The 21,497-nt window shown below is 74.9% G+C and carries 16 protein-coding genes; 6 read left to right on the top strand and 10 right to left on the bottom strand.

The features are described 5' to 3' along the window. Nucleotides 1-7 precede the first annotated feature (7 nt). The gene (locus tag ABD879_RS10825; protein WP_345020065.1) at nucleotides 8-1,141 is read left to right on the top strand and encodes an NAD(P)H-dependent flavin oxidoreductase; all 1,134 of its coding nucleotides are present in this window, start codon (nucleotides 8-10) and stop codon (nucleotides 1,139-1,141) included. A 39-nt stretch (nucleotides 1,142-1,180) separates the two neighbouring features. Here ABD879_RS10825 and ABD879_RS10820 read toward each other — a convergent pair whose 3' ends face one another. The 4 genes from ABD879_RS10820 to ABD879_RS10805 are packed head-to-tail and all read right to left on the bottom strand — an operon-like array spanning nucleotide 1,181 to nucleotide 4,931. Continuing rightward, nucleotides 1,181-2,239, bottom strand: coding sequence for an SGNH/GDSL hydrolase family protein (locus ABD879_RS10820; protein ID WP_345020062.1), 1,059 nt, complete (start codon nucleotides 2,237-2,239; stop codon nucleotides 1,181-1,183). A 28-nt stretch (nucleotides 2,240-2,267) separates the two neighbouring features. Next, nucleotides 2,268-2,828, bottom strand: coding sequence for a GNAT family N-acetyltransferase (locus ABD879_RS10815; protein ID WP_345020058.1), 561 nt, complete (start codon nucleotides 2,826-2,828; stop codon nucleotides 2,268-2,270). A 5-nt stretch (nucleotides 2,829-2,833) separates the two neighbouring features. Beyond that, nucleotides 2,834-3,952, bottom strand: coding sequence for an ADP-ribosylglycohydrolase family protein (locus tag ABD879_RS10810; protein ID WP_345020056.1), 1,119 nt, complete (start codon nucleotides 3,950-3,952; stop codon nucleotides 2,834-2,836). A gap of 16 nt (nucleotides 3,953-3,968) precedes the next feature. Beyond that, a complete protein-coding gene (locus tag ABD879_RS10805) occupies nucleotides 3,969-4,931 on the bottom strand; it encodes a GlxA family transcriptional regulator (RefSeq protein ID WP_345020054.1) in 963 nt (320 codons plus the stop codon). Between the two features lie 71 nt (nucleotides 4,932-5,002). Here ABD879_RS10805 and ABD879_RS10800 point away from each other — a divergent pair, with 71 nt between their 5' ends. Beyond that, complete coding sequence (locus ABD879_RS10800; RefSeq protein ID WP_345020052.1) at nucleotides 5,003-5,761, top strand: MBL fold metallo-hydrolase; 759 nt, start codon at nucleotides 5,003-5,005, stop codon at nucleotides 5,759-5,761. A 153-nt stretch (nucleotides 5,762-5,914) separates the two neighbouring features. Here ABD879_RS10800 and uvrB read toward each other — a convergent pair whose 3' ends face one another. Together uvrB and ABD879_RS10790 are read right to left on the bottom strand one after the other, a co-directional pair. Further along, complete coding sequence (uvrB, locus tag ABD879_RS10795; RefSeq protein WP_345020050.1) at nucleotides 5,915-8,032, bottom strand: excinuclease ABC subunit UvrB; 2,118 nt, start codon at nucleotides 8,030-8,032, stop codon at nucleotides 5,915-5,917. A gap of 128 nt (nucleotides 8,033-8,160) precedes the next feature. Next, nucleotides 8,161-9,348 carry a sensor histidine kinase gene (locus ABD879_RS10790; protein ID WP_345020048.1) on the bottom strand — a complete coding sequence of 396 codons (1,188 nt, stop codon included), beginning with the start codon at nucleotides 9,346-9,348 and terminating at the stop codon, nucleotides 8,161-8,163. A 259-nt stretch (nucleotides 9,349-9,607) separates the two neighbouring features. On the opposite strand from ABD879_RS10790, the gene ABD879_RS10785 reads away from it, so the two are divergent. The 3 genes from ABD879_RS10785 to ABD879_RS10775 are packed head-to-tail and all read left to right on the top strand — an operon-like array spanning nucleotide 9,608 to nucleotide 12,335. Next, complete coding sequence (locus tag ABD879_RS10785; protein ID WP_345020046.1) at nucleotides 9,608-10,615, top strand: hypothetical protein; 1,008 nt, start codon at nucleotides 9,608-9,610, stop codon at nucleotides 10,613-10,615. A gap of 5 nt (nucleotides 10,616-10,620) precedes the next feature. Continuing rightward, complete coding sequence (locus tag ABD879_RS10780) at nucleotides 10,621-11,448, top strand: hypothetical protein (protein WP_345020044.1); 828 nt, start codon at nucleotides 10,621-10,623, stop codon at nucleotides 11,446-11,448. Nucleotides 11,449-11,474: 26 nt separating this feature from the next. After that, the gene (locus ABD879_RS10775) at nucleotides 11,475-12,335 is read left to right on the top strand and encodes an inositol monophosphatase family protein (protein ID WP_345020042.1); all 861 of its coding nucleotides are present in this window, start codon (nucleotides 11,475-11,477) and stop codon (nucleotides 12,333-12,335) included. Nucleotides 12,336-12,346: 11 nt separating this feature from the next. Here ABD879_RS10775 and ABD879_RS10770 read toward each other — a convergent pair whose 3' ends face one another. Further along, complete coding sequence (locus tag ABD879_RS10770) at nucleotides 12,347-13,579, bottom strand: ArsB/NhaD family transporter (RefSeq protein WP_345020040.1); 1,233 nt, start codon at nucleotides 13,577-13,579, stop codon at nucleotides 12,347-12,349. A 121-nt stretch (nucleotides 13,580-13,700) separates the two neighbouring features. Here ABD879_RS10770 and ABD879_RS10765 point away from each other — a divergent pair, with 121 nt between their 5' ends. Continuing rightward, on the top strand, nucleotides 13,701-19,514 hold the full coding sequence (locus ABD879_RS10765) for a WD40 domain-containing protein (protein ID WP_345020038.1): 5,814 nt from the start codon (nucleotides 13,701-13,703) through the stop codon (nucleotides 19,512-19,514). A gap of 44 nt (nucleotides 19,515-19,558) precedes the next feature. On the opposite strand, the gene ABD879_RS10760 is transcribed toward ABD879_RS10765, so the two are convergent. From ABD879_RS10760 to ABD879_RS10750, 3 genes are read right to left on the bottom strand one after another with little or no spacing between them, the layout of a single operon-like run. Beyond that, nucleotides 19,559-20,311: a PP2C family serine/threonine-protein phosphatase gene (locus ABD879_RS10760; RefSeq protein ID WP_345020037.1), complete on the bottom strand. Its 753-nt coding sequence runs from the start codon at nucleotides 20,309-20,311 to the stop codon at nucleotides 19,559-19,561. A 5-nt stretch (nucleotides 20,312-20,316) separates the two neighbouring features. Continuing rightward, nucleotides 20,317-20,928 (bottom strand): dephospho-CoA kinase, encoded by a 612-nt coding sequence (gene coaE, locus ABD879_RS10755; RefSeq protein WP_345020035.1) that lies wholly within the window; start codon nucleotides 20,926-20,928, stop codon nucleotides 20,317-20,319. A 45-nt stretch (nucleotides 20,929-20,973) separates the two neighbouring features. Beyond that, complete coding sequence (locus ABD879_RS10750; RefSeq protein ID WP_345020034.1) at nucleotides 20,974-21,468, bottom strand: GNAT family N-acetyltransferase; 495 nt, start codon at nucleotides 21,466-21,468, stop codon at nucleotides 20,974-20,976. Between the last annotated feature and the right edge of the window lie 29 nt (nucleotides 21,469-21,497).

The following is a 21,497-nucleotide window of genomic DNA, read 5'->3' as shown; positions in this document are numbered from 1 at the left end:
TCGGGGCATGCGCACCGAGGTCTGCGAACGGTTCGGCATCGAGTTCCCGCTGTTCGCCTTCAGCCACTGCCGCGACGTGGTCGCCGCCGTCACCAACGCCGGGGGGTTCGGCGTGCTCGGCGCCGTCGCCTACACGCCCGAACGCCTGGAAGAGGAGCTGCGCTGGATCGACGACCACGTCGGCGGCCGCCCCTACGGCGTGGACGTCCTGGTCCCCGGCCGCATCGACAAGGCCGCCCGCGGCGGCTCGGGCGAGCTCGGCGGACTGCTGGCGGCCGTCCCCGAGGAGCACTGGAAGTTCCTGGCCGAGCTCTTCGACAAGTACGGGGTGCCGCAGCCGGAGTTCGACCGGGCCGCACGCCCCGGCGCGCGCGGCCCCGGCGTCACCGAGCGCGGCGCCACCGAGCTGGTCGAGGTCGCCCTCTCCCACCCCATCCGGCTGATCGCCAGCGCCCTCGGCCCGCCGCCGCCGCACATGGTGGAGGCCGCGCGGGCCGCCGGCGTCCCGGTGGCGGCGCTGGTCGGCACCGCCGAGCACGCCCGCCGCCAGGTCGCCGCGGGCGTGGACCTGATCGTCGCGCAGGGCGGCGAGGCCGGCGGGCACACCGGCGAGATCTCCACCATGGTGCTCGTCCCCGAGGTCGTGGACACCGTGGCGCCCATCCCGGTGCTGGCCGCGGGCGGCATCGCCACCGGCCGGCAGATGGCCGCGGCGATGGCGCTGGGCGCCTCCGGCGTGTGGTGCGGCTCGGTGTGGCTGACCACCGAGGAGGCCGAGACGCCCCCGGTGGTCAAGAGCAAGCTGCTGGCCGCCACGTCCCGCGACACCGTCCGCTCCCGGTCGCGCACCGGCAAGCCCGCCCGCCAGCTGCGGTCGGCGTGGACCGAGGAGTGGGACGGCCCGGACAGCCCCGGCCCGCTCGGCATGCCGCTGCAGATGGTGCTCGCCGAGGGCGCGATGCGGCAGATCACCAAGGCGGCCGAGACCGGCAACCCGGGCGCCCGCGAGCTGGCCGGCTACTTCGTCGGGCAGTGCGTGGGCCTGATGAACTCCGTCCGGCCCGCCCGCCAGGTCGTCTACGACATGATCGAGGAGTTCGCCGACGCCATCGAGCGGCTCAACGCCCTCACCGAGGGCTGACCGGGACCCGTCGCTGCGACCGGCCGCCCGCCGCGGGCGTCAGCGGAACTGGTTGAGCGGGCGGCCGGGCCCCTTCCTGATCTGCTCGATGAACAGCTCCGCCAGCGCCCGGTGCCCCTTGGCGGTGGGGTGGAAGCTGCGCGGCTCGGCCGACAGCCCGGCCAGGTTCACCGCCAGGCCGTTGACGTACGGGTCGAGGCTGCCCGCCTCGTGCCCGGCGAACGCGCTGTAGGCGTCGACGAACTCCACGCTGCCCGGGGCGCGGGCGGCGGCCAGCCGCTCGTCGGCCTCCCGCACCGTCTGCCGGATCAGCTCGTTCAGGTCGCGCGCCCGGGCGTTGAGCCAGCGCTGGTCGGCCACGTCGATGTTGTCGCCGGAGGCGTTGTCGACCTCGGAGAACAGCCGCGGATACCCCATCACGACCACCCGGGCGCGCGGCGCCCGGTCGGTGATCTTGTCGAGCAGGGCGGGCAGGGTGCGGCGCAGTTCGGCCATCCGCGCGGCGATGCCGCCGCCCTGCTCCTGGCACCGGCGGCTCCACGGCAGCTTGACCACGCATCCGGCCAGCACCCGGGAGAAGCCGACGTCGTTGCCGCCGATGCTGATCGTCACCAGGCTGGTGCCGGCGCCGACGCGGCCGAGCTGGGCGGGCTCGCCGGACTTGCCGTTCAGGACGTCGGCGGTGGTCGCGCCCGAGCAGGCCCAGAACGCGGTGCCGCCGGCGAACCGGAACTCCCTGGCCACCTGGTGGTAGTAGGCGTTGGACGTGCGGTGGCACCGGTTGAGCGGGTTGTGGTCGGCCGCCGTCGTCTCGGCGCCCAGGCCGGAGGAGTAGGAGTCGCCGAGCGCCACGTACGCGCCCCGCGTGGCGGCCTCCACCGGGGTCAGCGGGGCGGCCGGGGCGGAGGCGGCCGGCACGGCCTGCAGCGTGTGCACCGCCCGCGGGCACCCCTTGCCGAAGACCTCGCAGCGCACCGCGGGGAACGCCACCAGCGGCGTGAACGCCGCCGCGACGAAGACCAGCAGGAGGGCGATGGCGAGACCCCTGTCACCGAGGCGGTCCCGTACCCGCCGCGGCCAGGAGCGCGGCCCCGTCATCGCCCTCCCTTCCCTCGTCCCCGCATGATCAGACGAACCCGCCGCGCCCCGAGTTCCCGCCCGGTCTGCGCATCGCCACCCGGGCGCCGAGCGCGCGCAGCCCCGCCGCGCCCTCGGCGTCCCAGTGGGCGCGCAGCCCGGCCCCCCACCGTTCCTGCGGAAACTCGGCGAAGCCGTGCCGGGAGTACCAGGGGGCGTTCCACGGCACGTCCCGGAAAGTGATCAGTGTCACGTCGCGAGCCCCGGCTCGGGAGAGCACCGCCCGCAGCAGCCGTGTGCCGACGCCCTTGCGGACGTGGTCGGCGTGCACGGCGACCTGCTCCAGGTGCAGCGCGCCGTCCAGGGGACGCACCGCCGCGAACGCCACCGGCGGCCTGCCCGCGACGAGGATCTCCGCGTTCCCCCCGGCCGCCTCCCCGATCACCTGCTCGATCGCGGTGGGGCCGGGCGGGAACACGATCCCCAGCGGGGCGAACAGCGTGTCCGCCGACCTTTCGATCGCGGCCAGCCCCGCCAGGTCGCCGGGTTCCGCCGCGCGCGGCGCCACGTCCGTCCGCCGATCGCCGGCCGCACGGCCCACGCGGTCCATGCCCGTCACGCCTCCGGGTAGCGCATCAGCCACGACATCGGCGGCTCGCCGTAGGGGCCGGTGGGCGGGTTGGGGCCGAACTCCTGCGCGCAGTCGTCGGCCATCATGGTCACCATCGCGCGCACTTCGAGGCCGTCCCGCCACGCCTGCGGGAACGCCGCCGCCCCGTACCGGGCGCCGAGCAGGCTCCCGCAGACGGCGCCGGTCGAGTCGCTGTCGCCGGAGTGGTTGACGGCCAGCAGCAGGCCGCGCCGCCCCACGGCCTGCGGCGCGCCCTCCCGCTCGGCGCAAAGGGCCGCGTACACGCCGATGGCCAGCGCCTCCTCCCCGGTCCAGCCGCCGCCGAGGGTCTCCAGCCGCTCCGGCGACGGCGGCTCGGCGGCCAGCTCGACCGCCCGGTCGAGGGCGCGGGTCGTCTCCCGGTGCCTCCGGTGCTTGCGCAGCAGGCCGCGGGCGGTGTCGAGGGCCTCCCGCAGCCCGGCGCCGCGCACCAGGCCGTGCACCGCCGCGGCGAGCACCCCCGCGGGAAGCTGGCCGGTCGGGTGCCCGTGCGTCAGCGCCGCCGTCTGGCGGCCCAGCTCGAAGGCCCGCTCGGCGCTGCCCGCCGCGATCCCGCACGGCGCGGCCCGGACGGCGCCCATGCACCCCTTGGAGTCGTTGATCGGTTCGTCGACCGTGCCCAGCGGCCAGCCGGGACGCTGCCGTTCGGCCGCCTTGAGCAGCGCGGACAGCACGGTCCGCCCCGGCGCCCGGCGGCTTGTCATGGCCGGGTCCATGTTCAGCGGGCCGTACAGCGAGTGCTGCGGCGGCATCGGCACGCCCTGCCCGGCGAGCCAGGTCAGGTACGCCGACTGCAGCAGGCCCAGCGTCGCCCCGCCGATGCCCCTGGCCCTGGCCCGCACGGACGCCTGCACCAGCGCCTGCGCGGTGAACATCGTCAGCTGCGTGTCGTCGGTGATCGACCCGGCGGGCAGCCGCCCCGGGACGTACCCGGTGATTCCGTCGGCCCCGTACCGGCGCCGGATCTCCGCGAGGGGCACGCCCTCGACGGGCGCGCCGAGCGCGTCTCCGATGGCGCCGCCGAACAGGCAGCCGAGCACACGGTCGGGATCGGGATACGGCACGCGAAAACCTCCTGGGTCATGCGGCGCGGAAAGCGTTGCGGTACGCCTGCGGGGGAACGCCCACGAGCCTGCGGAAGTGCGGACGCAGCGCCACGCCGTCGGAGAACCCGGACCGCCGCGCCACCGCGTCGACGCCCAGGTCCGTGCTCTCCAGCAGGTGCTGGGCGCGCAGCACCCGCTGGGTCAGCAGCCAGCGCAGCGGCGACTCGCCGGTGGACTGGCGGAAGCGCCGGTCGAACGTGCGGCGGCTCATGTGCGCCGCCGCGGCCAGCCGGTCGACGTCCAGACGCGGATCGTCCAGATGCTCCAGCGCGTACGCCACCGCATCGCCGATCGCGTCGCCCACCGGCGGCTCGGGCACCGGGCGCTCGACGAACTGGGCCTGCCCGCCGGTCCGCTGCGGCGCCACCACCAGCGCCCGCGCGACCGCGTTGGCCACCGCCGCGCCGTGCTCGCGCCGCAGCAGGTGCAGGCAGGCGTCGATGCCGGCGGCGCTCCCCGCGCTGGTCACGATCGTGCCGTCGTCCACGTACAGCACGTCGTCGACCACTGTCACGCCCGGATATCCGGCGGCGAGGTCGGCGGTGTGGCGCCAGTGCGTGGTGGCCCGGCGCCCGTCCAGCAGGCCCGCCTCGGCCAGCACGAAGGCGCCCAGGCACAGCCCGACCACGGTCGCCCCGTCGGCGTGGGCGGCGTGCAGCGCCTCCAGGACGGGCGGCGCGATGGACGTCTGAGCCGGGTCCCGCCAGCCCGGGACGATCACCGTGCCGGCCCGGTCCAGCGCCTCCAGCGGGTGCGGGGCGCTGATCTGGATGCCCGCGCTGGTCGTCAGCGGGCCGGGCCGCTCGGGGACGGCCACCACCTCGAATGCGGGGCCGCCGCGCACCGCCTGGCCGAACACCCGCGCGGGCACGCCGATCTCCAGCATCGGCGCGTCGTCGCCGAGCACCACGCCGATCGTCCTGGGGTCCCGGGGCATGGCCGGATTCTATCGGCCCATGGCGTTCACGCCACTCCTGCGGCTTCGCCCGGCGCGGCACAGTACGTCCCATGACCATGACGATCTTGCCGGTCGGCGGCCCGACCGCCGTGCTGGAGCTCGGCGGCCTGCGCCTGCTCACCGACCCCACCTTCGACCCGCCCGGCGACCACCCGATCGGCGACCACGTCCTGACCAAGACCGCCCCGCCCGCCGTCGACGCCGCCGGGATCGGAGCCGTCGACGCCGTGCTGCTCTCCCACGACCAGCACCCCGACAACCTCGACCGCGCCGGCCGGGCCCTGCTCGGCGCGGTCCCGCTGGTGCTGAGCACGGCCGCCGCGGCGGGCCGCGTCCCCGGCGTCACCGCCCTGCCCCCGTGGCGGCACCACGACCTCGGCACCGTGCGGATCACCGCGGTGCCGGCCCTGCACGGCCCGCCGGGCACCGAGCACATCACCGGGGAGGTCATCGGATTCGTGCTGACCGGCGCCGGCCTGCCGACCGTGTACGTCAGCGGCGACAACGCCTCCCTGGACGTCGTCCGCGAGATCGCGACGCGCTTCCCGCGCATCGACGTGGCGCTGCTGTTCGGCGGCGCGGTCCGCACTCCCCCGATCGGCGACGCGCAATTCACCCTGGGCGCCGCCGCGATGGCCGAGGCCACCCGCATCCTCGACGCCCGCCACGTCGTCCCGCTGCACATCGAGGGCTGGACCCACTTCACCGAGGGGCCCGCCGACGTCGAGGCCGCCTTCACCGCGGCCGCCCTCGCCGACCGCCTCCACCTCCCCGCCCCGGGCCGCCCCATCGCGCTGCCCTCGGCCTGACGTCCGAAGATCCCGGCGGCCGCGTCGCCGGGATCTTCCGCGGGCGCCTCGCGGTCGACCGGCCGTCGCGCACCGGCGCCGAGCTCCCCGGAGTGACCCGGCGGGCGCCTTCGGGACGCGCGGGCGCGCGGCGGCAGGGCGGGCGGGGGCGGGTCAGCGGACGCCGGCCTCCCTCATCTCGCGCAGTTCGCGCTTGAGCTCCTTGATCTCGTCGCGGAGCCGGGCGGCGAGCTCGAACTGCAGGTCGGCGGCGGCCTGGTGCATCTGGGCGGTCATCTCCTCGATGAGCGACTCCAGCTCCTCGCGGGGGCGTTCGCCGACCAGGTCGGCGGCGTGGCGGCCGGCCTCGCGGGTGCGCGAGGCCAGGCCGGGCACGGGCGCCTTGCCGCGGCTCTGCTGGCGGCCCGCGCCGCCGATGAGGGTCTGGGTGTCGGCGTCCTCGCGGGCCAGGGAGTCGAGGATGTCGGCGATCCGCTTGCGCAGCGCGCGCGGTTCGATACCGTGCTCGGCGTTGTAGGCCTGCTGCTTGGCGCGGCGCCGGTTGGTCTCGTCGATCGCCCGCTGCATGGAGGGGGTGACGGTGTCGGCGTACATGTGCACCTGGCCGGACACGTTGCGGGCGGCGCGGCCGATCGTCTGGATCAGCGAGGTCTCCGAGCGCAGGAAGCCCTCCTTGTCGGCGTCCAGGATCGCCACCAGCGACACCTCGGGCAGGTCCAGGCCCTCGCGCAGCAGGTTGATGCCGACCAGCACGTCGAACTCGCCGGAGCGCAGCTCGCGCAGCAGCTCGATGCGGCGCAGCGTGTCGACCTCGCTGTGCAGGTAGCGCACCTGGATGCCGAGCTCCAGCAGGTAGTCGGTGAGGTCCTCGGCCATCTTCTTGGTCAGCGTGGTGACCAGGACGCGCTCGTCGCGGGCGGTGCGTTCGCGGATCTCGTGCACCAGGTCGTCGATCTGGCCCTTGGTGGGCTTGACCACGATCTCCGGGTCGAGCAGCCCGGTGGGGCGGATGACCTGCTCGACGACGTCGCCCTGGACGCGCTCCATCTCGTAGGGGCCGGGGGTGGCCGACAGGTAGACGGTCTGCCCGATGCGCTCCAGGAACTCCTCCCACTTCAGCGGGCGGTTGTCCATGGCCGACGGCAGGCGGAAGCCGTGCTCGACCAGCATCCGCTTGCGGGAGGCGTCGCCCTCGTACATGGCGCCGATCTGCGGGACGGTCTGGTGGGACTCGTCGATGACCAGCAGGAAGTCCTCGGGGAAGAAGTCCAGCAGGGTGTTGGGCGCCGACCCGGCGGGGCGGCCGTCGATGTGCCGGGAGTAGTTCTCGATGCCCGAGCAGGTGCCGACCTGGCGCATCATCTCGATGTCGTAGGTGGTGCGCATGCGCAGCCGCTGCGCCTCCAGTAGCTTGCCCTGCCGCTCCAGCTCGGCCAGCCGCTCCTCCAGCTCGGCCTCGATGTCGCGGATGGCGCGCTCCATGCGCTCGGGCCCGGCGACGTAGTGGGAGGCGGGGAAGACGTAGACCTCCTCGTCCTCCGACAGGACCTCGCCGGTGAGCGGGTGCAGGGTGGCCAGCTTCTCGATCTCGTCGCCGAACATCTCGATGCGGACGGCGAGCTCCTCGTACTGCGGGATGATCTCGATGGTGTCGCCGCGGACCCGGAACGTGCCGCGGGTGAACGACAGGTCGTTGCGGGTGTACTGCATCTCGACCAGCCGGCGCAGCAGCTCGTCGCGCTCGATCTCGTCGCCGACGCGCAGCGGGACCATCCGGTCGACGTACTCCTGCGGGGTGCCCAGGCCGTAGATGCACGACACCGAGGCGACCACGACGGTGTCGCGGCGGGTCAGCAGCGAGGTGGTGGCCGAGTGGCGCAGCCGGTCGACCTCGTCGTTGATCGAGGAGTCCTTCTCGATGTAGGTGTCGGTCTGCGGGATGTACGTCTCGGGCTGGTAGTAGTCGTAGTACGACACGAAGTACTCGACGGCGTTGTTCGGCAGCATCTCCCGCAGCTCGTTGGCGAACTGCGCGGCCAGCGTCTTGTTGGGCTGCATCACCAGGACGGGGCGCTGCAGCTTCTCGATCAGCCAGGCGATCGTGGCGGTCTTGCCGGTGCCGGTGGCGCCGAGCAGCACGATGTCCTTGTCGCCGCGTTGCACCCGCCGGGCCAGCTCGCTGATCGCCTCGGGCTGGTCGCCGGACGGCGTCATCTCCGTGACGACCTCGAACGGCGCGACCTTGCGCTGCAGGTCGGTGATCGGCCGCATTCCGCCTCCCCCCGTACGGGTACGCGGCGGACCGGGGCGGTCCGCCGTTCCCCACTTTATGCAGGGGGTCCGACAATCTCGTACCGGACGGCGTCTCTGCAGGTCACAGCCTTGATCAGCACGTTCGGTCAGCGCGTCGAGGAGGCGGCGGGCAGGGGCAGGCGGGCCCGGACGCGGAAGCCGCCGCCGTCGCACCGCCCGGCGGTGAACACCCCGCCGAGGGCGGTGACCCGCTCGCGCAGCCCCACCAGGCCGTTGCCGCCGCTGGGCAGGCCGTGGGCGGGCGCCGAGCGCGGCGGGGCGTTGGTCACCTCGACCTCGACGGCCTCGGGCCGCAGCCGCAGGTCGACGCAGGTGTCGGCGTCGCCCGCGTGCTTGTGGACGTTGGTGAGGGCCTCCTGGACGAGCCGGTACACCGCGCGGCCGACCGCCGGGGGCATGGGCCGCTCCTCGCCCCGGACCCGCAGGTCGACGCGCAGCCCGGCCGCGCCGGACTGGTCGACCAGGTCGCGCACGTCGGCCAGCGTCGGGGAGGTCTGCGGCAGCACGTCCTCGCCGTGCCGCAGCACGCCGATGACCTGGCGCAGCTCCTCCAGGGCCTGCCGTCCCATGTCGCCGATGACGGCCGCCGTCTCGGCCGCCCGCGCGGGGTCGCGGGCGGCGACGGCCTTGAGCGCCCCCGCGTGCACCACCATGACGCTGATGCGGTTGGCGACGACGTCGTGCATCTCCCGGGCGATGCGGGTGCGTTCCTCGGCGCGCGCGCGTTCGGCGAGCAGGTGCTGCTCCAGTTCCAGGCGCTCGGCGCGTTCCTGCAGGGAGGCGAACAGCTGCTTGCGGGCGCCCATGTACAGGCCCAGCAGCACCGGGGAGAAGATGAACGTGACGCCCCCGACCAGCAGCTCGAGGAAGGGTTGCTCGGCGGCGGTCGGCCCCGGCACCAGCAGGTAGGCGGCGAAGTTGAGCGTCGCGATGGTGAGCACGGTGCGCCGGGACGCGGCGTAGGCGCCCAGCGAGTAGAGGATCACGAGCGTCGCGAAGGCGCCCGCGCCCATGGCCGCCCCCGAGACGACGGAGACCAGGGCCAGGGCGACCGGGTGGCGGCGCCGCACCACCAGCCCGAGGGCCAGCAGCGCGCTGCACAGCGACACGGCGACGGGCGGAAGCCAGAAGTCCTGCGTGGCGTACCAGAGGAAGATGCCGTCGACCACGGCGAGCGCCACGGCGAGGGACAGGTCGAGCGCCTGGGAGCGGCGGGTCGGCCACAGCTCCGACCACCACCCCCGAAAGCCCTCCCACCAGCCCCGGATTCGCATGGTGACGAGCCTATAGCCCGGGTCGAACACCCCTGTCCCGTTTACAACGTTCCAGTGGAACCGCAGTGCGTGTAGCGGCACATCCGTAATGGGCGGTCCCCTTGTGCAGACGATCCGGCACCGGCGTCCCCGGCGGGCCCCGGGCGGCCGCCCGCGCACCGCACCGCGGGCACATCGATCGCACGCCGGGGACGGTGGCCCCGCTGTGGCGCCGCGGTTACGATGACGGCGCCGCCGATGGACGGGAAACTGTGCTGCGATGACGCGATTCGCGCTTTGGCTCGGGAAGAACGCCGACGCCCTCATCGCCCTGGTGCTGGCCGTCGTCGTCGCCGTGATCGGCCTCGGCGTGCAGGTGCCGGACGAGGTGACCGACAGCGCGATCCTGGCGGTGATCGGCCTTCTGGCCACCTCGGTGCTGCGCGACCGCGCCCGCCGCGTCCCGGTGGAGGCCGAGGTCCGCGACACGCTGCGGTCGTCCTCGGCCACGCTGGAGGGGCTGAGCGAGCGGCTGACGCAGATCGAGCGCTTCGAGGGCGTGGTGTCGGCCACCAAGCGCGCCCTGGACGAGACGGCGGTGGTGCGGGTCATCGACGGGGCGCAGGTCGGGCAGGTGCTCGCCGAGGCGCGCCGCGACACCGACCGGTGGTTCTTCAAGGGCGGCACCGGCACCTACATCCGGGCGCGGACGCTGCCGGAGTGCGTGGCCGCGGCCCGCCGCGAGCGCCGCACCCTGCTGGTGCGACTGGAGATCATCGACCCCACCAACGTGACCGTGTGCGAGTCCTACGCGCGGCACCGCCGGTCGGTGTCGGACCGGCCGGACGCCACGGGCGAGCCGTGGACGCTGGACCGCACCCGCAAGGAGGCCTACGCCACGATCCTGGCGGCCTGCTGGCACAAGCAGCGCTTCAACATGCTCGACATCGACATCGGCCTGTCGCAGACGATGACGACGCTGCGCTACGACCTGGCCGCGTCCCGCCTGGTGATCACGCGGGACGACCCGCGCGGCGAGGCGCTGGTGGTCGACAGCGGCAAGTTCTTCTACGCCTGGTGCGCCGCCGAGCTGCAGACCAGCCTCGACCAGGCGCGCCGGGTGCCGGTCGAGCAGGCCCGGCTGGCGCCGCTGGACGACGAGCCGACCGTCGAGGAGGCGCGCAAGCTGTTCGAGGTCACCGGGATCGAACTGCCGGGCTCCTACACCGACCGCGACGTCATCGACATCATCCGCAAGGCGCTGCGCGCCAAGGACCCCTACGAGTGACGGTGATGCGCTTTCCGGACCTGCACGGCGGCGTCTACGGCGCCGTCTACGGCGAGATCGCCGCGGGTACCGCGGCGGGGTCGCTGCCGGCGTGGGCGCGCGACGTCCTGGTGGACGTCGCGCGGGGCCGGTCCCCCATCGCCCCGGTGCGGCATCCGCTGGGCTTCCTGTGCCTGCCCGTGGAGCGGCGCGGTGCGCTGGGGGTGTGCCTGCACATCTGGTCCCCGCACATCACGCCCGCGCCGTCGACCACGTCGCTGGTGCACTGCCACAGCTGGGACCTGGTCAGCTTCGTCCTGTACGGAAAGGTGCGGAACATGCGGGCACGCGTCGTCGAGGAGGACCCGGCCACGCACCGGGTGTTCGAAGTGGTGAGCCGCGGCGGCGTGGACGAGCTGCGCGCCACCGGCCGCACCGTCCGGTACTCCCCCGGCGACGCCGCCACGCACCGCACCGGCGAGACCTACAGCCTGCCCGCGGGCGCGTTCCACAGCACCGTCGTCGAGGGCGAGCCGGACGCCGCCACGGTGGCGCTGGGCCGGCAGCTCCCCGACGGGGGCGACCTGTCCCTGGGCCCGCTCGACCTCCCCACGCACCAGGTGCGGCGGGCGAACTGCGACCCGGACGAGGCCGCCCGCGCCGCCCTGCGTTCGGCGCAGCGCATCGCCGCCGAGTACTCGCTGCCGCCGCGTTCCGTCCCGGCCGCGTCCGCCGACCCCGCCCGCCCGGGGGGCACCGGCGCGGGCGCCGCACGCCAGTCGTCCACCGAACCCGCCCCGCCCCGTCCGGGGCCCGATGACACCCCGGCACAGCACCGCTCGGTGCAGCCCTAGCGTCCGCCCCCGATTGGAGAGGCCCGATGAGAACCCCTAGCCCCGCCCAGGCCGATCCGGTCGACCTCGTCCAGGCGCGTCGGGTCGCCGTGGACGCCGCCGAGGCGGCGGGGGCGCTGCTGCGCGCACGCACGTGCGGGCCGCTGCGGGTGCGTGCGAAAGGCGACCGCGGCGACGTGGTCACCGACCTGGACACCGCGGCCGAGGAGCTGATCCTGCGCCGGCTGCGGGCCGTCTACCCGGGCCACCGCATCATCGCCGAGGAGTCGGGCGTCCTGGAGGGCGGCGACGGCATGGTGTGGCTGGTGGACCCGCTGGACGGCACGAACAACGTCGCGATCGGCATGCCCGTGTACGCGGTGGGGCTGGCCCTGTGCGCGGGGTCGGTTCCGGTGCTGGGGGTCGTCCACGACCCCGTCACGGCGCGCACATGGTCGGCGGCGCGCGGCAAGGGCGCCCGCGGGCCGGACGGTGCACGGCTGCGCCTGGACGGCCCGGGGCGGGTCGAGCATCCCGTCCTGGCCTGGACGCAGGGCCACGAGGTGGGGCGGGGCGACCCGGTCGCGCTGGGCCTGCGCACGTCGCTGGAGGCCGGGTGCGGGCGCCTGCTGCAGTTGTGGGCGCCCCTGGTGGCGTGGGTGATGCTGGCCCGCGGCGACATCGACGGCATCGTCGGCTACCGGCCCGAGATGGTCGACCTTCCCGCCGGTGCGCTGCTGGCCGCCGAGGCGGGCGCGGAACTGCGCGGCCTGGACGGCTCCCCCTACGAGCTCGACATCGACCTGCCCGCCGAGGAGCGCGGCTTCGTGGCGGCCCGTCCGAACCTGCTGGACCGCCTTCTGGAGACCACCGCCGCCGCCACCGCCGCCGACGGCCTGCGCCGGTGACCGCCTAGGGGTCAGGGCACCAGCAGCAGCACGCCCACGCTGGCGGCGCACCCCAGCACCGCCAGCAGCGCGCCGGTCGCCACGAACTTCACCATCGGCACCCGCACGTCCCAGCGGCGGCACCACTCGAACCACAGCAGCGTCGCCAGCGACCCCCACGGCGTGATGACGGGGCCGACGTTGGTGCCGATCAGCAGCGCCAGCAGCTGGTCGTGGTTGGCCACCGGAACGGCCGACTCGCCCGCCACGTAGGCGGGCAGGTTGTTGATGACGTTGGCCAGGCCGCCGCCGGCGAAGGCCGCCCGCAGCGCGCCGCCCAGGCCGTCGTCGGCGCCGACGAGCCCGCGCATCGCCTCGTCCAGCCCGTACCGCTCCAGCGTCGGCTCGACCAGGAACAGCCCGGTGACGAACACCATCAGCTGCCAGGGGATCAGGGACGGCCGCAGCGCGGCGGGGGCGCGGACGGCGAACGCCGCCACGGCGACCACGGCGGCGGCGGTGGCGGCCAGGCCCAGCGCGATCCCCGTGTGCACCCCCGCGAGGATCGAGCCGATGAACAGCATGCACGCCCCGCCCGTCGCCGCGAACAGCACCCGGTCGCGCACGGGGACGGGCGGCGGCGGTTCGTAACGGTCGGCGCCCCGCATCCGGCGCCGCCAGTAGAACACCCACAGCAGCGTCATCGTCACCGCCAGCGCGGCCAGCTGCGGAGCCCACATGCGGGCGGCGAACTCGGGGGTCTCCAAAGCGACGCGGTCGGCCGCCAGCAGGTTCGTCAGGTTGGACACCGGCAGCAGCAGGCTGGCGGTGTTGGCCAGCCACACCGTCGTCATCGCCAGCGGCAGCGCCGCGATGCGCGCGTTGGCGGCCAGCGCCAGCATGACGGGGGTGAGCAGCACCGCGGTGGTGTCCAGGTTGAGGAACACGGTGGTGGCCGAGGCGAACGCCACGCACAGCAGGAACAGCGCCGGATAGGCGCCGCGCCCCAGCCGCGCCATGCCCAGGGCGATGGCGTCGAAGACCCCCGCCTCCTTGGTCAGCTCCGCCAGCACGATGACGCTGAACAGGAACAGCAGCAGGGGGGCGATGCGTTCGAGGCTGGCGCGGGCGTCGGCGCTGGGCAGCAGTCCGGTGACCACGAAGACCAGCCCCAAAAGCAGCAGGCCGATCCGGATCCAGTCGAGCACGCCGAGAGCGCCCAGAGCGCGCCTGATGGTCTGGCTGGATGGGGCCACGGCCGCCATGATCCCACAACAGCGCCCCCCGCCCCGCGTTCCCGGAGGTCGGGCGCAGGAGGCCCGCAGCCCTTACGGCGCAGGCGTTGCAGCGGTGCACGGGCCGGTTCGCGCGCGCGATACTGACCGCATGACACCCCCTACCGGCTCGTCCGGGCAGGACCGCCCGACTGACTTCTTCATCAGTTACTCCCCTGCCGACGAGCGCTGGGCGGCGTGGATCGCCTGGCAGCTGGAGACGGCCGGGCACCGCACGATGATGCAGGCGTGGGACTTCGTCCCCGGCACCAACTTCATCGACTTCATGGACCGCGGCCTGTCGGAGGCCAAGGTGGTCATCGCGGTGCTGTCGCGCAACTACCTGCGGTCGCGGTACGGGCGCTGGGAGTGGATGACGGCGTTGCGCGCCGACCCCGACGACCCCGCGCGCAAGCTCGTCACGGTGCGCATCGAGGACTGCGACATCGACGGGCTGCTGTCGACCATCACCTACGTGGACCTGGTCGGGGTAGAGGACCCCGCGCAAGCGCGCGCGCTGCTGATGCGGCGCATCCAGGAGGCACTGGCCGGGCACGCGCGGCCGAACTCCGGCCCGGCCTTCCCCGGAGCGCCGGGGGCGCTCCCCGAGCCCGCTGCGCAGCCGCCCGGCGGTGCGCTGCCCGAGCCCACGGGGGAACGCGCGGCGCGCCGCACGCCCGTCGTGCCTCCCGCCTTCCCGGGCGAGGCCGACGCCCCGGGGCCGCGCGAGCAGCTGAGCGTACTGCACGTGTCCGGGCCCCGGTTCGGCCGCACCCTCGCCGAGCCGGACGAGCCCACCACCGCCACCGAGCTGCAGGACCGCATCTGGAGCGATGTGACGCGGCTGGCCGACGCGGGCGTGCCGCGGCCCGACCTGCTGGTGGTGACGGGCGACCTGACCCACTCGGGCAGCCGCAAGGAGTTCGCCGAGGCGCTGTCGTTCCTGACCAGCCTGCGGGCGCTGCTGGGCCTGGAGGCGCAGCGGGTGGTGGTCGTGCCCGGCCCCCACGACGTCACCCGGGCGGCGTGCCAGGCGTACTTCTCCAGCTGCGAGGCCGACGACATCGAGCCGCAGCCGCCGTACTGGCCCAAGTGGCGGCACTTCGCGGCGCTGTTCAAGGACTTCTACCAGGGGCTGGACAGCCTCATCTTCGACAGCGCCCAGCCCTGGACGCTGTTCCCCGTCAACGACCTGAAGGTGGTCGTGGCCGGGCTCAACTCGACGCTGCCGCTCACCCACCGCCCGGAGGACCGCTACGGCGAGGTGGGGCGCGCCCAGGCCGCCTGGTTCACCGAACGGCTGCGGCACTTCGAGGAGGAGGGCTGGCTGCGCCTGGGGGCCGTCGCGCACAGCCCCGTCGCCGGGGAGCCGGACGCCCTGCGCGACCCAGGCACCGTGGACTCCCTGCTGGGCGCCCACGTCAACCTGTTCTTCCAGGGGACGCCCTCGGAGCTGGGCGCGATCGGGCTGATGCCGTCCCAGGCGCCCGTCGTGCCCGCGCTCGGCCCCGGCCGCCACCAGACCGTCGTCATACGGCGCGACGGCCTGGAACGCTGGATCCCCGACGAGGCGGAGCGGCGCGGCCCCGAACGCCTGGAACGGTCCTGGGCCCGCGTCGGCGGGACGTTCCCCCCGCCGCGCGAGCAGGTCGCGCCGCCCGCCCCCACGCCGCCGATCGAGCGGGCCGGCGACGACGGGCGCGCCGCCCCCACGCCCGACCCCACGGCGCGGCTGCTGGACCGCATCGCCGAAGCCTGCGAGACCCGGTTCGAACGCGCCCAGATACGCCGCGTGGTGCCCGCGCCCCGCCCGGACGGGGGCCAGGACCCGCCGCACCTGCTGCTCACCCACCTGGAGGACGGCTTCGTCCGCCAGTACCGCATCGGCGCGCACGTGGGGCAGGTGACGGAGGCGGACGTGGACGCCTTCGTCCGGCACGTCCACGCCGACGGGTCCGACCACGGCTCGGAGCTGGTCTACGTGGGGCCGCCCCCGCCCCGGTCGCTGCGCGAGGACGCGCTGCGCCGCGGCATCCGCGTGCGCAGCCTCACCGAGTTCCAGGGGCTGCTGGACCTGTCGGAGTACGTGGCGGGCCAGACGGCGCGGTTGTCGTCGGGCCCCCTGTACCCGCCGTCCCTGTACGTGCCGCAGCGCTTCCGCGAGCTGGACCGGTCGCCCGCGGACGCCGCCGGCAACGGCGTGCGCGAGGACGTCGTCGAGGAGATGCTGCGCCTGCTGGCCGCCGACCACGGCCGGTTCCTGCTGCTGCTCGGCGACTTCGGGCGCGGTAAGACGTTCGCGCTGCGGGAGCTGGCCCGCCGCATCCCCGAGGAGCTGCCGCACGTCATCCCGATCCTCATCGAGCTGCGCGCGCTGGACAAGGCGCACTCGGTGGACGGCCTGGTCGCCGCGCACCTGGCCAACCACGGCGAGGAGCTGATCGACCTCAAGGCGTTCCACTACATGCTGCGGCAGGGCCGCATCGTGCTGCTGTTCGACGGGTTCGACGAGCTGGTCACCCGCGTCACCTACGACCAGGCCGCCGACCACCTGGACACGCTGCTGCAGGCCGCCCAGGACAAGGCGAAGATCGTGGTGGCGAGCCGCACGCAGCACTTCAAGTCGCAGGCGCAGGTGTTCACCGCGCTGGGCGAGAAGGTGGGGGTGCTGCCGCACCGCCGGGTGCTGAGCCTGGAGGACTTCACCCCCGCGCAGGTCCGCGCGTACCTGGTGAACCGCTACGGCGACGAACGCGTGGCCGACGAGCGGCTGCGCATCCTGGCGGGCCTGGAGGAGCTGCTGGGCCTGACCAGCAACCCGCGCATGCTGAGCTTCATCGCCGACCTGCCCGAGGAGCGGCTGCGGGCGGTCGCGCACGCCCGCCACACCGTCAGCCCCGCGGACCTGTACCGGGAGATCCTGTCGTCGTGGCTGGCGTACGAGGCCGACCGGGTCCGCCACTCCGGGGGCCCGGCCGGGCTCACCGTCGAGGCGATGTGGCAGGCGGTGGGGACGCTCGCGCTGCGGCTGTGGGAGACCAACGAGTCGTTCCTGCGCCTGGCGGAACTGGCCGACGTGGCCGACACGCTCACCGGCCTCACCGAGGGGCGCATGTCGCCGCACCAGGTGACGCACGCGGTCGGGGCGGGGAGCCTGCTGGTGCGCACCGACGAGGGCCTGTTCGGTTTCATCCACGGGTCGGTCGTGGAGTGGCTCGTCGCCCGGCACATCGCCGAGGAGTTCGCCAAGGGCCCGGCCCCCCGCGCGCTCGCCTCCCGGACGCTGTCGCAGCTGACCGTCGACTTCCTGTGCGACCTGGCCGACACGCGCGCCTGCCAGGAGTGGGCGGCCGGGGTGCTGGCGGACGCCGGCGCCGGCGACGTGGCCCGCTCCAACGCCATCAAGATCACCACGCGGCTGCGCACGTCCGCGCGCACCGACCTGCGCGGCGCCCGCCTGGCCGGCGAGGACCTGTCCTACCGCGACTTGCAGGGCGTCGACCTGACCGGCGCGGACCTGACCGACGCGCAGCTGGTCGGCGCCGACCTGTCGCACGCGGTGCTGCGGGACGCCGCACTGGCCGGGGCGCGGCTCGACGGGGCCCGGCTGACCGGCGCGGACCTGCGCGGCGCGGACCTGTCGCGGGCGCGGCTGGCCCGCGCCGACCTGCGGGACGCGGCGGTGGACGGCAGCCGCTGGACCCGCGCCGCCCTCATCGACGCGAACCTGCCCGAACGCATCGCGTCCGCGCCCGAGCTGCGCGAGGCCGCCATCGCCCCCGGCCGCCCCGTGGACCTGCAGGTGGCCCCCGCCGGGATCGGCGTCCCCTACGGGTTCCACTTCGCCACCAGCCGCCTGCCGCAGCCGCTGGCCTACAGCCCGGGCGGGTCGATCCTGGCGGTGGGCGGCGAGGACGGCGGCGTGCTGGTGTGCGACGCGGTGACGGGCACGCCCCTGCGCACGCTCATGGGCCACCGCGACCGCACCTACGCGGTCGTGTTCGACGGCACCGGCAACCTGCTCGCCACCGGGTCGGCCGACGGCACGATCCGGCTGTGGGACCTGGCGACGGGCCGCTGCACGCACACGCTCACCGTGCACCCCGAAGGGGTGTGGCCCGTCGTCGTCGGCCCGCCCCGCACCGACGGCCCCTACCAGGGCGTGCTCCTTGCGGCGGGCGCGGCCGACGGCACCATCCGCCTGTGGGACTGCGCCACCGGCGAGGAACGCCACGAGCTTCCCGGCCATACCGCCCCCATCTACACCGCGGTGTTCGACCCCGCCGGCACCCTGATGGTGACGGGCGACGCCGGGGGCGTCCTGCGCGTGTGGGACCTGACGACGGGGCGGCTGCAACGCACGCTCACCGGCCACCGCGGCGCCGTCTACCGCGCGGTGTTCCACCCGGGCGGCGCACTGCTGGCCGCGGGCGACGAGGCGGGCGTGGTCCGGCTCTGGGACATCCGCACCGGGGAGATCCGGCACGAACTGGTGGGCCACACGGGCCGCGTCTACGCCGTCGCGTTCCACCCCGACGGCGACCTGATGGTGACCGGCGACACCGACCGCTCCGTGCGGCTGTGGCGGGACGGACGCCCCCACCGCACCCTCACCGGCCACGGCGGCGCCATCTACCAGGCGGCCTTCAGCCCCGACGGGGGGCGCCTGGCCACCGCCGACAGCGCCGGGACGATCCGCCTGTGGGACCCCGAGACCGGGCGGCTGCGCGTGGAACTGGCCGGGCACCGCGGGGCGGTGTGGCCGTTCGCGTTCCGCCCCGACGGATCCCAGCTCGCCACCAGCAGCAACGACGGCACCGCCCGCCTGTGGGACGCCGAGACGGGGCAGTGCAGGGCCGTGCTGCGCGGACACGGCCGCCGCGTCACCGGCGTGTCCTTCTCCCCCGACGGCGGGCTGCTGGCCTCCAGCGGCAACGACGGCCTGGTGCGGCTGTGGGAGCCGCGCACCGGACGGCTGGTGCGGGAGCTGCGCGGCGCCGCCGACAACCTCACCTCCGCCGCGTTCAACCCCGCCGGGGCGCAGCTGGCCACCGCCACCAACGACGGCGGCGTCCACCTGTGGCAGGCCGGCACCGGCGTGTTCGAACGGGAGCTCAACGCCGAGACCGACCACGTGTGGGCGCAGGCGTTCAGCCCCGACGGGGACGTGCTGGCCACCGCCAACGACGACGACACCGTCCGGCTGTGGTACTGGACCACCGGCCGCGAGACCGTCAACCTGGCCGACCACCGCGGCCGGGTGCGGTCCATCGACTTCTCCCCCGACGGCCGCCTGGTCGCCACCGGCTGCGACGACAGCCTCGTCCGCCTCTGGGACGCCCGCACCGGCGAATGCGTCGCCACGCTGCGCGGCCACACCGACCGCGTCTACCGGGTGCAGTTCGACGCCACCGGCGACACCCTCGTCAGCGCCGGCAACGACGGCGCCGCCTGGCTGTGGGACCCGCACTCGGGGCAGGCGCGCCGCGTCCTGACCGGCCACGCCGGACGGCTGTGGTGCGCCGCGTTCCACCCCGGCGGCACGCTGCTGGCCACCGCCGGGGACGACCTGGTCGTGCGGCTGTGGGACCCGAGGGACGGACGCGCCCTGCACACCCTCTCCGGCCACACCCGGCGCGTGTGGTCGCTGTCGTTCTCCCCCGACGGCACCCTGCTGGCCAGCGCCGGCGACGACGGCGCCATCATCCTGTGGGACGTGTCCGACCCCGCCGCCCCGGCCCGCCGCGTCACCCTGCTGGGGCTGCCCTCCGGTTGGGCCGCCCTGGCGCCGTCCGGCGACTACAAGTGGGAGGGCGACGCCACCTCCGAGTTCTGGTACGCCATCGGCATGTGCCGCTTCGAGCCGGGCGAGCTGGACGCCTACCTCCCCGAGGTCCGCCGACTCCCCATGGACGCCGAGTTCTGACCCGGCGGCCCGGGGGACGGCCCCCTACCGGCCCCCTACCGGCCCTACTGGAACGTGCAGTAGGCGACGGTGGCGTCGTCGTGGGGCTTGCCGCGCGGCCAGCGGACGGCCTGGGGGTCGGTGCGCTCCACCTCCCGGGTCCGGGCGACCAGCGCCGCCGACCCCTGCCGCTCGACGATCTCCACGAGTCCGGCCCAGTCGGTGACGCCGAACCGGTCGGCCAGGCGGGTGGCGCCGTCGGTCAGCAGCAGCGCCCGCCGTACGCCCCTCAGCGGCACCGTGCCGGTGATGGCGTGCTCGGCGGCGGTCGGATCCGCGCTGGCGTACACATGGCCGCCTGTGACCGTCTGAAGGCCGTCCGGGCCGTCCAGCACCAGGGTCGAATCGGCGAGCACCAGGTAGTCCAGGACGTCGCCGCGCACCCGCAGCGCCAGCACCGTCGCCGCCGGCGTGGCCGGATTCCGAAGATCGCAGGTGGTGCGGTGCGAGGCCGCCACGTCGGCGATCGCCCCGGCCAGGCGCCCCACCAGCGGCCTGGCCGCGGGGCGGTGCGCCCCCTCCGGCGGGCCGACCGGCGGCCCGGCCTGCGGCGCCTCGTTCAGCCCGTCCAGCAGCCGCGCCAGCAGCCGCGTGCCCAGCGAACGGGCGTACCAGGCGGTGCCGTGCACGCACCCCAGGTCGGTGCCCAGGGGAAGGCCGCAGCCGTCCAGCACCACCACCGCGCCGGGGGCGGCGGCCACGAAGTCCTCGTTGCGCCGCGCGGGGCTGCCCTGGTCGGTCGCCCACGAGACCCGCACCGCCCTCACCCCGCCGGGGCGGCGTGCGCGCGGCGGGCCAGCTCGTCCCACAGCGCGTCGACCTGGGCGTGCAGCTCCTCCAGGCTCCCGGAGTTGTCGATGACGCGGTGGGCGAGCGCCAGGCGCTGCTCCCGGGTGGCCTGGGCGGCGATCCGCGCCCGCGCGTCCTCCTCGGCCATCCCGCGGTGCTCCACCAGCCGCCGGACCTGCGTCTCCACGGGGGCGTCCACGACCACCACCACGTCGTACATGCCGGCCAGGCCGTTCTCTGCCAGCAGCGGCACGTCGTACACCACCACCGCGTCCTCGGGGGCGGCCTCCATCAGCTCCGCCACCCGCTCCCCCACCAGGGGGTGGACGATCGCGTTCAGCGCGGCCAGCCGGTCCGGGTCGGAGAACACGATCGACCCCAGCCGCTCGCGGTCCAGCGCGCCGTCCGGCCGCAGCACCTGCTCGCCGAACTCCTGCACCACCGCCGCCAGCCCGGGCGTGCCGGGCTCGACCACCTCCCGGGCGATCCGGTCCGCGTCGATCACCATCGCGCCGTGCGCGGCGAGCCGCGCCGACACCTCGCTCTTACCCGATCCGATCCCGCCGGTCAGTCCCACCTTCAGCACGCCCCCACCCTAACGACCGCTCGATCGGCGGCCCAGGGGCCGGGGTCAGCCGGCGGCCGCCGCGGGCGCCAGGTCCTTGCGCATGTGCACCAGCGTCAGGTGAGCCGCGACGCGCTCGCGGTGCGTCTCCCGGTAGCCGAGCCGCCGGGACAGCCGCAGACCGCCCTCGCTGAGATGGCCGGTGAACAGCACGCACGCGTCGACACGGCCCGCCACCTGCTCCTCCAGCGCCGCCACCAGCCGGCCGCCGATCCCGCGGCGCTGCGCGTCCGGCGCGACGACCAGCCGCCCGATCAGGCAGGTGCGCTCGCTGAACTGCGCCCGCACCGCCCCCACCAGGCGGTGCCCGGCCACCGCCTTCAGCACCACCGCGTCGCCGGCGAGCACCGCGCGCAGCTGCTCCAGCGACTCCACCAGCGGAGGGAGGAACGGGTCGCCGTACAGCTGCGCCTCGGCCAGGTAGGCCGCGCGCTGCACGGTGAGGATCTCCCCGGCGTCCGCGGGCCCGGCCCGCTCGATCACGACCTGCGGCTCCTGCATGGGCCGACCCTAGCGGGGGCCGCGGGCCC

Origin of the sequence: Actinomadura keratinilytica, assembly GCF_039539665.1 — a bacterium.
Taxonomy (GTDB): domain Bacteria; phylum Actinomycetota; class Actinomycetes; order Streptosporangiales; family Streptosporangiaceae; genus Spirillospora; species Spirillospora keratinilytica.
This window is presented reverse-complemented; position numbering and strand designations above follow the sequence as displayed.

Bases quoted from the DNA above. Each gene is read 5' to 3' on its own strand.
- ABD879_RS10825 (WP_345020065.1), top strand. From the start codon at position 8: ATGCGCACCGAGGTCTGCGAACGGTTCGGCATCGAGTTCCCGCTGTTC.
- ABD879_RS10820 (WP_345020062.1), bottom strand. From the start codon at position 2,239: ATGACGGGGCCGCGCTCCTGGCCGCGGCGGGTACGGGACCGCCTCGGT.
- ABD879_RS10815 (WP_345020058.1), bottom strand. From the start codon at position 2,828: ATGGACCGCGTGGGCCGTGCGGCCGGCGATCGGCGGACGGACGTGGCG.
- ABD879_RS10805 (WP_345020054.1), bottom strand. From the start codon at position 4,931: ATGCCCCGGGACCCCAGGACGATCGGCGTGGTGCTCGGCGACGACGCG.
- ABD879_RS10800 (WP_345020052.1), top strand. From the start codon at position 5,003: ATGACCATGACGATCTTGCCGGTCGGCGGCCCGACCGCCGTGCTGGAG.
- uvrB (WP_345020050.1), bottom strand. From the start codon at position 8,032: ATGCGGCCGATCACCGACCTGCAGCGCAAGGTCGCGCCGTTCGAGGTC.
- ABD879_RS10790 (WP_345020048.1), bottom strand. From the start codon at position 9,348: ATGCGAATCCGGGGCTGGTGGGAGGGCTTTCGGGGGTGGTGGTCGGAG.
- ABD879_RS10785 (WP_345020046.1), top strand. From the start codon at position 9,608: ATGACGCGATTCGCGCTTTGGCTCGGGAAGAACGCCGACGCCCTCATC.
- ABD879_RS10780 (WP_345020044.1), top strand. From the start codon at position 10,621: ATGCGCTTTCCGGACCTGCACGGCGGCGTCTACGGCGCCGTCTACGGC.
- ABD879_RS10775 (WP_345020042.1), top strand. From the start codon at position 11,475: ATGAGAACCCCTAGCCCCGCCCAGGCCGATCCGGTCGACCTCGTCCAG.
- ABD879_RS10770 (WP_345020040.1), bottom strand. From the start codon at position 13,579: ATGGCGGCCGTGGCCCCATCCAGCCAGACCATCAGGCGCGCTCTGGGC.
- ABD879_RS10765 (WP_345020038.1), top strand. From the start codon at position 13,701: ATGACACCCCCTACCGGCTCGTCCGGGCAGGACCGCCCGACTGACTTC.
- ABD879_RS10750 (WP_345020034.1), bottom strand. From the start codon at position 21,468: ATGCAGGAGCCGCAGGTCGTGATCGAGCGGGCCGGGCCCGCGGACGCC.